Here is a 13,198-nt window from a genome sequence, read left to right as displayed (position 1 = left end):
CGTCGACCTCACCGGCTCTGTCGGAGTGACGAGATCCCGTCGTTCCCACTGGAGCTCAAGACCAGCGAAACACTCACCTCAGGGAGATTGAACATGTGCAGCGTCCGCCTCCCGATTTTCACCACTGGTCGGCGATAGTCATGGCCGAGCTGTTCTTTCCCTTTCCCGTGCACGCAGAGATCGGCTGCGAGGAGTACGACCGGAAAGCCGGGGACTGGCTGTCGCGCCACAGCGACCTGCCGCCCGCGCGGCTGGAAGCCGTCGTGCGCTCGCGGGCGGCCGCGCTGGTGGCGTTCACCGTGTCGCCGACGCGGCCGGAACTCGTCGAACTCGCCTCGGCCTGGACCGCCGCCTACCTCCTTGTCGACGATGTCCTGGAATCGGCGCCGATCGAGGAGGCCGCGGTGATGGCCGCCTGCGGGCAGCGCATCTGGGACGACCCTTCCTCACCCGCGCCCAGTACTGCGATCACCGCGATGGTGCGGCAGATCGCCCGGGAGACACTGGCGTTGGCCACGCCCGCGCAGCGACAGCGGCTGCGGGTCGCCCACCAGCGATACTTTGCCGCCGCCGTCACCGAACGTCTGCTCGACGCGGCGGAGCGACCGCCGTCCGCGGAGGTCCATACCGGCGTGCGGGAGCAGGCGTCCGGCCTGGCGGCGATGTCGGCCGTGGTTGAGTTCGCGATGGGCATGGACATTCCCGAGCACGAGTACCACAGCGCCCCCGTCCGGTCGTTCTTCCAAGCCGCGCACCTGGCGATCGCGTGGATCAACGACATCGGTGCTTTCGCGAAGGACGCCAAGGAAGGTCACCACAATGTGGTGGCCGTGCTCGCCGCACGATCCGGTCTCAACTCGTTGGAAGCGACCAACGAGGCGGTGGCCTTGCTCGGCAGCGTCCACTACGCGTTAAGCGAGCTGTCACGCCTGCTGCTGCGCGAGGGAAGCCCCCCACTGCGTGCGTACGTGGAATCCATGGTCCGGCACCTCGGTGCCTTCACTCCTTGGCTGCTGCACTCTCCGCGATACTCGGGCATGCTGGCCGATGAGCCCTTCACCACCACCGGAAACGCACCCGACGGTGTCGAGGCAGTGCCGGATATCGCGGCGATCGCCTGGTGGTGGAACCACCTGCCCGCGCGGACCGTGGCATGAGCACGCCGATGGACGGTCGGCGCCGAGCAGGGCCGCGGTGCCGGGGGCAACCGCGACGACATCGTCGACACCAAGGTAGGCGGCGAGTTCGAGTTCGAAAGCGTCGGTCTCCGGCCGTGCCCGTACTGGCCGGACTGCAGGGCGCGGCCGATCGCAGCCAGTTCGAGCCGTGCAGGAACGGGCAGGCGTTGGCGGCCGGGCCGCTCAGGCTCGTCACGGTACTCACGCAGACACCCCATCCAGCTCGGTTGTCGCCGCGGTCACCGCGAGCCGTTCCGGGTGCCGGCGGTACCAGGCGACCGCGTCAGCCAACCCGGCCGCAAGTTCGAGCAGGACCGCGTGGCCGGCGTCGGTGGCTGCCGTGTGCACACGCCGGTCAAGTTCGGACATGACCGCTGAGGCCGCCGGGCGCGGTGGCCAGGAGCCTCTCCGTGATTCCTGATGCCCAGTCGAACCTGGTGATTGCGACGTCCGCGGGAATCCGGGCTGACGGTCTACGGATTCGGGGAACGCAAGACACCCGCTCCGTTCGTCGCGGCGTGCGACAAGTTCGTCTACACCGAAAACCTGGTCCGCGCGACCAGCCCGGCGAATCCGGTGGGTATCACGGAGAAACCGGACCCGCGTCGATCAGCTGCTGAGCTGAAGCAGGACACCGGACTGGTCACGCTGTTGCGCAGCGCGGTCGACGCGACGTCCGATGAGGACGGCTGGGCGCCTCTTGCAGCGGTCGGAAACATCATCCTCAAACGGCGCCCGGACTTCGACGCCCGCAACTACGGCTACCCGAAACTCAGCGGCCTGATCGAAGCCACGACGCTGTTCCAAGTCGACCGCTGTTCGGTCGGCGCAGGGAAGCCGGCAGTGGTCTACGTGCTGGACGATCGCCAGCGGACCGAACCGGGTCTGCGGGCCGGTCAGTAACTCATGCCGCGGTGCAGGTCGTCGCCGAGAGTCTCGCGTTGGTCGTCGTACTCGTCTTCGGCCTCGTCGCGGCGTGCCTCCTGCCGTTCCTTCTCGTCTTCATCCTGAAGCTGTTGGGTACGTGCGGCGACGCCGCTGGTGAATTCGTCGCGCAAGGCGTCGAGGGCGTCGCGGCGGGATTCGACGGTGAGCATCACATCCGATGCGGCGTCTTGCCGGTCTGGCGTGGTCATCAGCTGCCTCCATTGGGTGGTGATCTGGTCCCAGGCCGCGGCTTTGGGGCCGTGGCCGACGGGTCGCTGGCCGAGCGGGGAGGCGGCATCGGTGGTGGTGACTCCGTAGGTTTCACGGTACGCCGCAGCCAGCCGGACAGTCTGATCCCAGGTCGCGGCCCGCCCCGAGTCGTCGGGACGCTGCCCGAGCGGGGCGGCCCAGCGAGGTTGCTCCCGGCGCACCTGGTCGAGCAGCTGGTCGGCGCGGGCGGCGATCTCGCCGTTGAGACCGTCCAGCCGTGCCAGCGCACCGTGATGGTCGCCGGGTGTGATGGCGCTCTCCGAGATGGGCCAGCCATGCTCTCCGAAATGGGCCAGCTGAGGAGTGCAGCGTAGCCGGTGTCAACGGCGGAGCGGGATCACTCCGTCGGGTGCCGCGACGGGCATCTGCGGTCGTGCGGCTTCGGGCGTGGTGAGCAGCGCGACGATGGTGACCGGGCCGCCGCAGTGCGGGCAGTCCCGCTGGGCCGCGATGTGCGGCAGCGGCGCCGCAGGCGCCGGCGGGGTCGCCGCCGGAGGCGGTGTCCCGAAGGACCTGGCGGTGCTGGCTGCGGGTGTGGTGCGCTCGACCTCCCGGCGGGCGGCCGCGGTGCGTTTGCACTGGCGCGAGCAGTAGAGCCGGGTCTTGGCCTGCCGGCCGGTCGCGACGAACCGCTCCCAACAGATCGGGCAGGTCTTGCGGGTCGCGTTGTAGTCCGGGTCGCGCGGGTCAGGAGACATGCGCGTTCACCGCCTTCCGCAGCTTGTCCGATGTAGACTGATGCGACCGCAACCGGTAAGACGGGCCGTCGATGCCGACCACGGTCGCGCGGTGCAGCAACCGGTCCAGCATCGCTGCCGCGACAGTCGCGTCGCCGAAAGCCGTTGCCCAGTCAGCAATCCCGACGTTCGTTGTCAGGATCGTGGACGACTTGAGGTAACGCTGGTTGATCACCTGGAACAAGGCTGAGGCCCCGTCGCCGGGTAACGGCAGATAGCCCAGTTCGTCGATCACGAGCAGTTTCGGGCCGGCGAAGAACCGCATGCAGGTGGCCCAGCGGCCTTCGACTGCGGCCTTGTGGCAGCGGGCGGCGAGGTCGGCCGCGGTGGTGAAGTAGACCCGGTTCCCGGCCTCGGCCGTCCCGCGCGCGAGCGCGGTGGCCAGCATCGTCTTGCCGACCCCGGGCGGCCCGACGAACAACACGTTCGACGCGTCGTCGAGAAAGCGGAGGGTGGCCAGGTCGCGGATGAGTTTCTCGTCGACCCCGGGCTGGGCGGCGAAGTCGAAGTCCGCCAGGGTCCAGGGATCGGGCAGGCAGGCGAACCGCAACCGGCCGGCCAGCCGGCGTTCTTCAGTGGCGTTGACCTCGATCTCCAGCAGCCGCTCCAGCGCAGCGGTCATCGACAGGTTCTCCGCCCGGGCCTGATCGAGGATCCGGGGCAGGGCTTCGGCGGCGTTGTCCAGCTTCAGGTAGGAGAAGTGCGAACGGAGTTGCTGATAGCGGCGGGCCTCGCTCATCTGTGGCCCTGAACGGTTTCCGGACAAGTGATCAGTCCTCCTCGGACTCATAGGTGGGTGCACTGCCCAGCTTCGCCGCGGTGGCGGCGTAGGTGGCCAGGTCGATCACGACGTGGGCCGCGGGCCCCGTCGCGGGCAGGCCGCGCAGTCGTGCTGCTTCGGCCAACGCCGCCGACGACGGCGGCCTGCGCGTCTTGTGGGTGCAGGGCCGCTCGTGGCTGAACGCGCCCATCGCGGCGTGTTCAAGCGCGATCACGTGCCCGTCGTCGCGGATCACCCGACCCGCCCCGTCCGGGGCCCGGCTGTGAACCGCGACGGTCGCGCCGCCCTCGGTGACGATCCGCAACATGTCCGCGCCGAGCCGGTGGCGGACCTGAACCTGCGCGCCGCCCAGCCCGGGCGGGACGGAGTAGGCGTTGCCGCGGAAGGACACCAGCGCCTGCGGCGTGACGATCCGACCGAGGTCGAACTCGGCCGGGAACGCGACCAGCGGCGGAGCATGCAGCCGCTCGGCCGCGGCCAGGCCGGCGACGGTGGTGCGTTCGCCGTCGATGACCCGGCGGCGACTGTCGAGCTTGGTCGCGAGCCGGTCCAGCCCGGCCTGGGCCTCGTCGATCGTGACCTCGTCGCCGAGGGTGCGCCACCAGCGCTGCGCGGCCGAGTGGTTGGCCTTCTCGACCACGCCCTTGCGGTTCCCGCGCCGCGGCGGACACGTCACCGACCGGACTCCATAGTGCTTGGCGACCTGCGCGAACGCAGGCGTGATCCGGCCGGAGGCGGGATGGCAGACCGTGGCCATCCGGTCGAACCGCCAGACCTGGGTCACCCCGCCCAGCCGGCGAACCACCGCATCGAGGGCCTCGATCAGGTGCGGGAAATCCTCGGCATCGGCCAGGACCCCGCGCCACTTGCTCGAGTGCGCCAGCGCGCCGACCAGCAAATGCGCCTGCTTCCCGGCGCCCCAGCTCACCGGCGGGTCCGGCAGCTCCAGCCAATCCCACTGAGTCTCCTCACCCGGCGGGTGAGTGATGATCGCGACGTCCCGGCCGCGGGCCACCTGGCAAGGCTCGCAGTGCGGGCGCAGCTGATAGCGGCGCAGCGCGCGGGTGAACGTCGAGTATCCGCCCTGGTAGCCGAGCTCGGCGACCTCGTCCAGCAGCGTCGCCGCCCACAGATGCGGGTCGTCGGCCAGCCGGGCCCGGCAGTAGGCCACGAACGGCTCGAACGGGTCCGGCCCCACCGGCCGGCGTCTGCCTGGCACCACGTCGCCGGCCAGGTAGCGGCGGATGGTCTTGCGGTCGCGTCCGAGATGTCGGGCGATCGCCGAGACCGACCAGCCTTGAGCACGCAGCGCCTGCGCCTCCACGTCTTCCTCCAGAGTGAGCATCCACGCCTCCGGCAACGGTCTCGGTGATCAACACCGAAACCGTCACCCCGAGGCCGCTGACCAGCGCAAACGACGCGCCGACAGGACACCCCAACTGGGGAATTTCAGAGAGCAGGACTGGCCCTATTCAGAGAGCACCATCAGGTGCTCCGAAGTCCGGGTGGGCCTGCCACGAGAGCGCGGCGTGCAGCCCGTCTCCCGCGCTGTGGTGGTCGGTTAGGGCGGCGACGAGTGCCTCACCGGCGCGGCGATAGTCACCGTCCCCGGCGCCGGTGATGTCGCCGGGGAGCTGGCTGAGGGCGTCGGTGAGGGCGGTGTCGGCGTCGAGGCCGAGGGCGGTGCCGCCAGCAGCGTGGCGCCAGACGATGCCCCACTGCTCGCCGGTCACGATGGCGTTGGGCAGGTGTTCGGCGACGATGCTGCGCCAGCGGTCGATCTGCTCGTCGGTCGGTGCACCGATCCGCGCCGGTGGCCGGTGTTCGCTGACGTGCGCGGAGACGCGTTTGGCGAGGACGGCGGCGGGGTCGCTGGCCCAGGCGAAGCCGCTGTCGTCGGCGAGCTTGCGGACCAGCCGTTCGGCCTGCCAGCCCTGATCCTGGGCGTTGGCGAGCGCGTTCAGTGCGGCGGGTTCGGCGCCGGCGTTGACCGCGCCGGGGACGTAGCGGGCGAGGACGTCGAGGTAGCGGTCCTCGTCACCGTCGCGGGCCAGCAACTCGTAACGGCGCACCAGCACGTTCAGGGGCTCGAGGACGACGCGCTCATCACCATGTTCTAACTCGGCGAACAGGTCGTCGCGCTCCGCGGCCCGGGGTGCTGTCCGAGGTGCCGGGGGCTCCGGTCGGTCGGTTACCGGTGTTCGGCCGAAGGTGTCCCAGCACTCGCTCAGGCTGCGCCAGGCGCGCGCCTTCGCGCCGTGGCTGCCGGGTTTGCCACCCAGCGGAGCCTCACCCTCGATACGGAACGTCTCGCGGTAGGCGGCGACCAGGCCGACCAGGTCATCCCACTCCTCGGCCGCGATCGGATTGTCCGGCCGCGCCCCGAGCCCCGAAACCCACTCCGGCTGGTCGCGGATCACCGCGGCGCGCAGGTGTTCGACGCGGTCGGCGATCGCGAGGTTCATCTCGTGCAGGTACTGGGCATGCCCGGGATGGTGGCGAACGTGGGCGAAGTCGGGGCGGGCCAGCCAGGGCACGGCGCGCTGATGGGCCTCTCCGCGCTCACCGCGGTGCTCCAGCTCGGCGGCGAGAGCGGCATCGGCGTAGCGGTCGTCCGGCATAGGATCCGGCACCGCCGGACGCGCCGTGAGCTGATGGGCGACGACGGTCAGCGCGGCGTCGACGTCGAACCCGAGCGCTAGCGCACCGGCGGCGCGGGCCCATATCTTCTCCCAGTCGGGGTCTTCGACGGCGACGTGCGGGGCGATCGCATCGACGATGCCCCGCCAGCGCGTCACGTCGGCCGGCTGCGGTGGCCCGGTGGTAGAGGGCGGCCGACGCCGCTCGAGGTGGGTGGTGATCCGGGCTTGCAGCGCCGCGCCGCGGTTGTCGGCCTCGTCCAGGGACTGGCGCCAGCGCGTGACGGTGGCGACGAGGGGGTCGGGTTCCCAGCCGAGGTCGTGGGCGTTTCGGAGAGTCTGGATGAGTGCCGGTTCGCTGTCCAGGTCCACGGTGGAAGGCGCATGGCGGGTGAGGATGGCGCGGTAGCGGTCCTCGTCGCGGTAGGTGGCGGTGTAGTTGTAGCGGAGAACGAGCGTGCCCATTGACACCGCCTCGTCTTGGGCCGCTCGCAGCGTCTCGGTCGCCGACACTTCCGCACCCGAGTGGCGCAGCACGCCGGTGAGCACCGACTCAGGGGACACTGGTTCTGGGGTTTCGCGGTGCTGGTCGATGACGTGGTGGTGGGTGACGACGTAGAGGTAGTTTCCGCGCATCGCGCGGGTGATGCCGGGGTAGAACTGCTCGCGGGTCATCGTCGGCGGGACCAGCAGGTGGGCGTTGCCGGTGCTGGTCATGCCCTGCACGCGGTTGATGGTGGCGGCGTAGGCGAGCTCGACGTGGGCATGGACGTACCCGGCCGGCAGTGTTATCGCGGCCTTGTGGACCCGGTGCTGGACGGTGATCTTGCCGCTGGCGTGTACGTCGGTGATGGTCCAGACGTCGCCGTTCTTGACGAAGTCGCGCCCGCCGAACAGTGACAGCAGGCGCTGGTTGTGCCGGGTGACGACCCAGTCCCCGACACCCGCGGTGGTCGCGTCGTGCAGATCGACTTCCCGGCCGCGGTCGACGGCACCTCGGTTGAGGCGCAGCTGGCGGGCTTCGATGTTGAGCGCGACGGTGTCTTCGTTGGTCGGCACGATCAGCAGCGACTGCACGCCGGCGTCGAGGTCGGCCTGCCAGCGTGAGCGCGCGGCGTCACGCATCGTCTCCAGGGAACCGTCGCTAACGCGTCCGTGCTCAAAGTAGTACTCGAGACCCTTTGGACTTCCAGCCCGGATCTGCAACGACGCAGCAGCTTGCTCCTCGCGGTCGGCGCCGCGGAACCGCACGATCTCCCGGAACCGGACGGCACCGACGTCGTGGGCGAGCAGTCGGATCGCGCCACCTGCTTCGACGGCGGCCAGCTGCGCGTCGTCCCCGATGAGTCGTACGTCGGCGCCGTTGTTGAGCGCGTACTTGACGACCTTGTGCAGGGTGTGGGTGCCGGCCATGGCCGCTTCGTCGACGATCACCAGGTCCCCGGCTTCCATCGGGAACGCACGGTGGGCGAACCCGAACCGCAGCGCGGTGGTCAGCTGGTGCAGCGTGTGCGGCTTCGCCCCGATCGACGCACCGAGCTCCTGCGCCGCGCGGGCCGACGGCCCGAAGGCGTAGACGCGATGCCCGGTGCGCCGCCACGCGGTCGCCAGGACCTTCATCGCCGAGGTCTTCCCGGCCCCGGCCGGGGCCAACGCAAGCTGCAGCCGATGTCCGGAGCGGGCGAACCGGCGCACCATCTCCGACTGCCCGTCGTTCAACCCCTGACCGGCCAGGGCCTTCTCGACGGTGGCGGCGCGCAGCCGGTGCCCGCCGCCGCGGCGCGCCCACGCGACCAGATCGCCCTCAGCGGCCAGCGTGGCGGTGGTGGTGTAGCGGGTCGAGTGGTGCTCAACGAACACCGACTCGCCGTCCCGCCGCCGCAACGACGCCGGCTCGTTCACCGCGGTCGGCCCGACCAGGGCGAGGGTGTCGGGCTGGGTCAGGATCGTGTCGACAACGTCGTCGACGAGCTGTTCGTGCTTGTCGACGGGCACCGTCAGGTGCGCGGTCTGGCGGTGGGCCTCGGCGGCGAGGTTCCACCAGGAGAAATGACCGTAGTTGTCCGACACCACATCCCGTGTCGCCTGGGCAAGTTTCGCGATGTCGAACGCGTCCGGCTCCGTGCGTCCGCTGAGGAATACGCGATGGGCGAGCGCGTCCAGAACCTTGGCGGGCACGAGGGTCAACGCGTGCTCGCGCCACGCCTTGAGATGTTCCGGCAACGTCTTGGGAGGTTGCTTGCCAGGCCGGTTGTCGTACTGGGCGGCACGGTCGATGGCGAAGATATCCTTCGACGTCGGCTCCTTCCCGTGCTTGGCACGGAATTCGACGATGCGCCTAGCGCGAGCTGCCTCGAATTGGCGGTGACGCTGGGAGAACAGCTTCACCAGCGTCACCGGGACACCTTCGAGCTGCCAGACCGGGCGCTTCATGTCCACGCCCTCGGCGCCGCGCTGCACCCACGATGCGCCCTGCTCGCGGAACAGGTCGCGCAGCCGGTTGTCGAAGTACTCCGACGCGGTGACGGTAGCGGCGAACATGGTGCGGCCGTCGAGCGCGGTCCACACACCGTCGTCGCTGCGCTGCACCTTCGACGAGATCAGCACGTGGAAGTGCAGGTGCGGGTCAGCGGCGCGGGAGTCCCAGTGCTCGAACATCGCCGCGGTGATCCCGTTGACGTCGACCTGGGCCTCTGAGGTTCACCCCGGGTAGTGGACACCGAGTTAGCAGGACGAGCTGTCCTGCCGGAAGACATCCCAGGAGCTTGAATGTCAAGCAGCGGCTTTCTCAGCACGATGTGACCAAGCGGTCGCCTCGTCGTAGAGGGTGCGGGTTTTGAGGCAGCCGTGGAGGATGCCGACGAGCCGGTTGGCGAGCTGCCGCAGTGCGGCGTTGTGGTGGGCGCCGCGTGCTCGCAGTTGGTCGTAGTAGGCGCGGGCGCCGGGCGAGGCGTTGAGTGCGCTGAACGCTTGGGTCATGAGCGCGTCGATGAGCCGGTCGTTGTGCACGAGCCGGGCCAGTACGATCGTCTTCTTGCCGGAGGCTCGGGTGATCGGGCTGGTGCCAGCGTAGTTCTTGCGGCGCTTGGCATCGGCGTAGCGGTCGGGGTCGTCTCCGAACTCGGCAAGCACCCGAGCACCGAGGACCGATCCCAGTCCCGGCTGGGACAGGATGATCTCAGCGTCCGGGTGTCGGCCAAAATGCGCATCGACCTGCCCCTGCAAGGCTTTGATCTGTTCGTGCAGGACGGTCAGCACTGCCGCGGCGGCGCGCGTGGTGGCGGCGTAGGCCGCGGTGACCACGGTCGGCTGGCCCAGGTGCTCGGCGCGCAGCACGGCCTGGATCGAGGCGGCCTTGGCGGGGATGTCGTGGCGGCGAGCACGTTTGAGAGCGGCCGTAATCTGGGTGATGGTCAGCTTCGCGGCCGAGGCAGGGTCGGGTGCCTTGGCCAGCAGCTCCAGGGTGTCGGCGGCGTCGAGGTCAGTGAACGCCTCCAGCGCGGCCGGGAAGTAGTCACGCAGCGTCCGGATGTCGTCGACGTTCATGCCTTCGCTTCCGTGGTGGCGAATCGGCGCAGGACGTTGTGGGTGATGGTTTCGGTGAATTCGTCGCGGTGGATGAGGCCGTTGACCCATTCACAGGTCCCGGCGTTGAAGACCGTGCCGAGTTCCCGGGAGAAGACGGCCATCATTGCCGCGCCGTATCGTTCGCCCTGCATGCGCTCGGGTACGGCGGTGCCGTACAACGCTTCGGTGAGGGTGATCACTTCGTCGGCCGGGGCGCCGAGCGGGACCATGCCCTGCCAGTCGTCGGTTTCGCCGATCACGGCCGGTGCCATCGCCAGGATGGCGAGATCGTCCGGCGCGCCGTCCGTCCCGGTGGGGTAGGGGAGTCCATTGCGGACGGTGTAGTCCACGCCGTCGACCTCAAAGCCCACGACGCAGATCGGGGCCTGACCGAAGACGTCGCCGTACCGCAGGTCGGTTCCCTCGAACACCCAGTGGCGTGGCCGGTAGACGGTGTAGCCGCCGCTGGAGCGTGGCGTTGTGGACCCGTACCGGGTGTAGCCGCCCCCGACCGCGGTCAGGCCCATCGTCGCCGCGCCGGGACGGCCGACGGCCGGCGCGTCCCACAACGTCGTTGCCTGCTCCGGCTCGGTCTCGGCGAGGGGGTCGGCTCGCGGGTCCTTGTAGCAGACCTGGGTCGTGTCGTCCTCCTGCAGCCGGATCTGCCAGGCGAAGTTCGCTCCGAACCGCGCGACGTTCCCGCCGCCGTCGACGAAGGCGTCCAGGGTGTCGCGCATGCGGGCGGTCCAGTACTCGTCGTGGCCGACGAGGATCGCGCACCGGTAGCCGTCGAGGCACCCCGGGTCCTGGTGCAAGTCGTGCTGGGTCAGGTAATCGAACGCATAGCCGTTGCGCTCGGCCCAGACCACGAACGGACGCTCGTAGGTCGCCCAGAACGCGTCCGCGTAGTGCCGTGAGTAGCCGTGCGCGTGTGCCCATTCATAGGCGGGATGCCTGGGGACGTAGTCGATTCCGGGCGTGTCCGGATTGGCGGCACGGGGTGCGCCGGGCGGCTGCCGCAGCATGCCGCGGGCGACGGGACGGTGGATCGACAGCTCGGGGGCGGGCACGTCGACGTGGGGATCGTCGCCGAGCCCGCGATAGTGGTTGGCGCCACCCCAGTCGTTGTAGGCGGTCATCGTGCTGGTGGTCAGCACCAGGGCAAAGGGCGTACGCGGGACTGTCCCGCTTGGACGGACCACGACGAAGTGCTCGCGTTCGTACCGCCGGCCGCCCACCTCGATCCCGGCGATCAGCAGGTAGAGCCCGGACTGCCACGCGGGATCGACGTCGATCCGCAGCGCCACCGGCCACCCACACCCTCGCCGGTAGGCGTCGTGGGGCGTCGGGTGCGCTGCGCCTGCCAGGTCCTGCCGGTGCCAGACGACCTTCGGTGACGCGCCGTCCCGGAGCAGCGTCAAGTCGTAGCGTGCGGCGGTGGTGTGGACGTGCACGTCGATCGCCTCGCCGGGCCGGTAGCCGAACCTGTCGGTGTAGCACCAGATCTCCGGTTCACCGGTTCCGGACGGGCGTTCCACGGCGAACCCGGGGATCGACCAGGCGTAGCGCGGACGGAGACCGGGGTCGGTGACCGACGGCCCCGGCAGTGGGGGCAGGGGGTGGTGCGTCATCGACGGTTTTCCTCCGGGACGGGGCCGGACTCTTCGGCCGGGTGGCGGTGGGCGCCGCGCAGCCACAGCGCGCGGCCGCAGCCGGCGAGCAGGCCGGCGATCAGCGGGCTGAGCACGAGGAAGTTGCCCGTCGGGCCGAGGTTGGTCAGCAGGTTCATCCGGAGGATCACCAGCACGAGCACGGCGGCGAGCAGCACCGCGGCCAGCGCGGGCGCGACGAGCCGCTGCCACGCCGTTTCACCGGTCCGGTTCCGGTGGAAGAAGCGGATCACCGCGATCGACGTGGCCGCTTCCAGTGCCAGCACGCCGACCAGTGCGGGGGTGTTGGTCCACGCCACGATCTGCCGGTACGGGTCCAAGCCGGCCAGCGCGAACCCGCCCAGCACGCCGAGCACGACCACGGTGTGGGTGACTCCGGCGGTGCTGGGTGTCTGGCCTCGGTTGGTGCGCGCGAACGCCGCGGGGAGCACGCCGTCGCGCCCGAGCGAGAACAGGTACCGGCTGCCGGCGTTCTGCAGGGCGAGTACGCCGGCGAAGAAGCTGGTGATGATCAAGACGTGCATCACGTCGGTCATCGCGGTGCCGACGTACTCGGTGTTGAGCCCGAAGACCAGGTCGGCGGGATCACCGGCGAGCAGCGACGCAAGGCGGTTCGGACCCGCTCCCATCAGGATCACCCACGAAACGAACGTGTAGAGCACCGCGAGGGTGGCCACCGCGATGTAGGTCGCCCGCGAGACCGTCCGGCGAGGGTCCCGGGCCTCCTCGCTGTAGATCGCGGTCTGCTCGAACCCCAGGTAGACGACGAACGTGATGACGAACAGTGAACCGAGACCCGGGGTGAGCAGGTTGGCCGGATCGAAGCTGCCGAACGACAATCCCTCGTGCCCGCCGTGGATCAGCACCGCGGCCGACAGCACGAACAGGACGGCGACCTCGGCGGTGAGCAGCACCGCCAGGACCCGGGCGCCGATGTCCACCTTCAAATAGGACAGCACGGCCACGAGCACTCCCAGGACCAGGGCACACACCTGCCACGGCGCGGACCACCCGAGCAGGTCGCGCAGCGTCGTCGAGGCGAACAGCCCGGCCACCGCGACGAAACCGACCTGCCCCAGCGCGTAGGCCACGTACGCCACGAGTGCGGCACCCGTCCCGGCCAGCGGTCCCAGCCCCTGCCGGATGTAGACGTAGAACGCTCCGCTGCCGCGCAGGTGCCTGCTCATCGCGGTGAACCCGACTGCGAACACGGTGAACACGATCCCGGCGATCAGGAATCCTGCCGGCGCGACGACGCCGCCGAACAGGAACGCGAGTGCGGCGAACCCGGCCATCACGGTCAGCGGCGCCGCCGCGGACAACACGAAGAACACCAAGTCCCGCACACCGACGGCATCGGCGCGAAGGCTTGTTCCGGATGCGGTCCCGGCGTCCGGCGGCTCAGGCCCCATGACGGCCTCCTCGTCCT

Annotated in this window: 11 protein-coding genes and 1 pseudogene; 2 read left to right on the top strand and 10 right to left on the bottom strand. The window is 69.8% G+C overall.

Translation table 11 applies throughout. The annotated features are described in order from the left end of the window. The first annotated feature begins 140 nt into the window (after positions 1–140). Entirely contained in the window at positions 141–1,157 is a 1,017-nt protein-coding gene (locus QRX60_RS45280; RefSeq protein WP_285997632.1) for a terpene synthase family protein, read from the top strand. A gap of 222 nt (positions 1,158–1,379) precedes the next feature. On the opposite strand, the gene QRX60_RS45275 is transcribed toward QRX60_RS45280, so the two are convergent. Beyond that, a complete protein-coding gene (locus QRX60_RS45275; RefSeq protein ID WP_285997631.1) occupies positions 1,380–1,547 on the bottom strand; it encodes a hypothetical protein in 168 nt (55 codons plus the stop codon). Between the two features lie 207 nt (positions 1,548–1,754). Here QRX60_RS45275 and QRX60_RS45270 point away from each other — a divergent pair, with 207 nt between their 5' ends. Then, on the top strand, positions 1,755–2,081 hold the full coding sequence (locus tag QRX60_RS45270; RefSeq protein ID WP_285997630.1) for an OST-HTH/LOTUS domain-containing protein: 327 nt from the start codon (positions 1,755–1,757) through the stop codon (positions 2,079–2,081). Here QRX60_RS45270 and QRX60_RS45265 read toward each other — a convergent pair. The 9 genes and pseudogenes from QRX60_RS45265 to QRX60_RS45225 form a co-directional block, all read right to left on the bottom strand. Further along, complete coding sequence (locus QRX60_RS45265; RefSeq protein ID WP_285997629.1) at positions 2,075–2,536, bottom strand: hypothetical protein; 462 nt, start codon at positions 2,534–2,536, stop codon at positions 2,075–2,077. The two genes, QRX60_RS45270 and QRX60_RS45265, sit on opposite strands and share 7 nt — an antisense overlap. Positions 2,537–2,695: 159 nt before the next feature. Next, a complete protein-coding gene (locus QRX60_RS45260) occupies positions 2,696–3,073 on the bottom strand; it encodes a hypothetical protein (protein ID WP_285997628.1) in 378 nt (125 codons plus the stop codon). Beyond that, positions 3,063–3,851, bottom strand: a complete 789-nt coding sequence (istB, locus tag QRX60_RS45255; protein ID WP_020661064.1) for an IS21-like element helper ATPase IstB — start codon at positions 3,849–3,851, stop codon at positions 3,063–3,065. The genes QRX60_RS45260 and istB overlap by 11 nt, the downstream gene beginning before the upstream one ends. 31 nt (positions 3,852–3,882) lie before the next feature. Continuing rightward, positions 3,883–5,238 (bottom strand): IS21 family transposase, encoded by a 1,356-nt coding sequence (gene istA / locus QRX60_RS45250; protein WP_285997627.1) that lies wholly within the window; start codon positions 5,236–5,238, stop codon positions 3,883–3,885. A gap of 127 nt (positions 5,239–5,365) precedes the next feature. Continuing rightward, positions 5,366–8,710: an ATP-dependent DNA helicase gene (locus QRX60_RS45245; RefSeq protein ID WP_408630296.1), complete on the bottom strand. Its 3,345-nt coding sequence runs from the start codon at positions 8,708–8,710 to the stop codon at positions 5,366–5,368. A gap of 21 nt (positions 8,711–8,731) precedes the next feature. Next, positions 8,732–9,214, bottom strand: a pseudogene (mobF, locus tag QRX60_RS45240) (MobF family relaxase); the annotation flags it as partial. A gap of 90 nt (positions 9,215–9,304) precedes the next feature. Next, a complete protein-coding gene (locus tag QRX60_RS45235) occupies positions 9,305–10,078 on the bottom strand; it encodes a transposase (RefSeq protein ID WP_285997626.1) in 774 nt (257 codons plus the stop codon). After that, positions 10,075–11,730: a N,N-dimethylformamidase beta subunit family domain-containing protein gene (locus QRX60_RS45230; protein WP_285997625.1), complete on the bottom strand. Its 1,656-nt coding sequence runs from the start codon at positions 11,728–11,730 to the stop codon at positions 10,075–10,077. Before QRX60_RS45230 ends, QRX60_RS45235 begins: the two co-directional genes overlap by 4 nt. Beyond that, complete coding sequence (locus QRX60_RS45225) at positions 11,727–13,115, bottom strand: APC family permease (protein ID WP_285997624.1); 1,389 nt, start codon at positions 13,113–13,115, stop codon at positions 11,727–11,729. The genes QRX60_RS45230 and QRX60_RS45225 overlap by 4 nt, the downstream gene beginning before the upstream one ends. Positions 13,116–13,198: the final 83 nt, after the last annotated feature.

Origin of the sequence: Amycolatopsis mongoliensis, from assembly GCF_030285665.1 — a bacterium.
Lineage (GTDB): Bacteria > Actinomycetota > Actinomycetes > Mycobacteriales > Pseudonocardiaceae > Amycolatopsis > Amycolatopsis mongoliensis.
Note: the sequence above shows the minus strand (reverse complement) of the source record. Positions and strands in the feature narration are given on the sequence as shown.

Coding starts and splice junctions, on each gene's coding strand:
- QRX60_RS45280 (WP_285997632.1), top strand. CDS start 141: ATGGCCGAGCTGTTCTTTCCCTTTCCCGTGCACGCAGAGATCGGCTGC.
- QRX60_RS45275 (WP_285997631.1), bottom strand. CDS start 1,547: ATGTCCGAACTTGACCGGCGTGTGCACACGGCAGCCACCGACGCCGGC.
- QRX60_RS45260 (WP_285997628.1), bottom strand. CDS start 3,073: ATGTCTCCTGACCCGCGCGACCCGGACTACAACGCGACCCGCAAGACC.
- istB (WP_020661064.1), bottom strand. CDS start 3,851: ATGAGCGAGGCCCGCCGCTATCAGCAACTCCGTTCGCACTTCTCCTAC.
- istA (WP_285997627.1), bottom strand. CDS start 5,238: ATGCTCACTCTGGAGGAAGACGTGGAGGCGCAGGCGCTGCGTGCTCAA.
- QRX60_RS45235 (WP_285997626.1), bottom strand. CDS start 10,078: ATGAACGTCGACGACATCCGGACGCTGCGTGACTACTTCCCGGCCGCG.
- QRX60_RS45230 (WP_285997625.1), bottom strand. CDS start 11,730: ATGACGCACCACCCCCTGCCCCCACTGCCGGGGCCGTCGGTCACCGAC.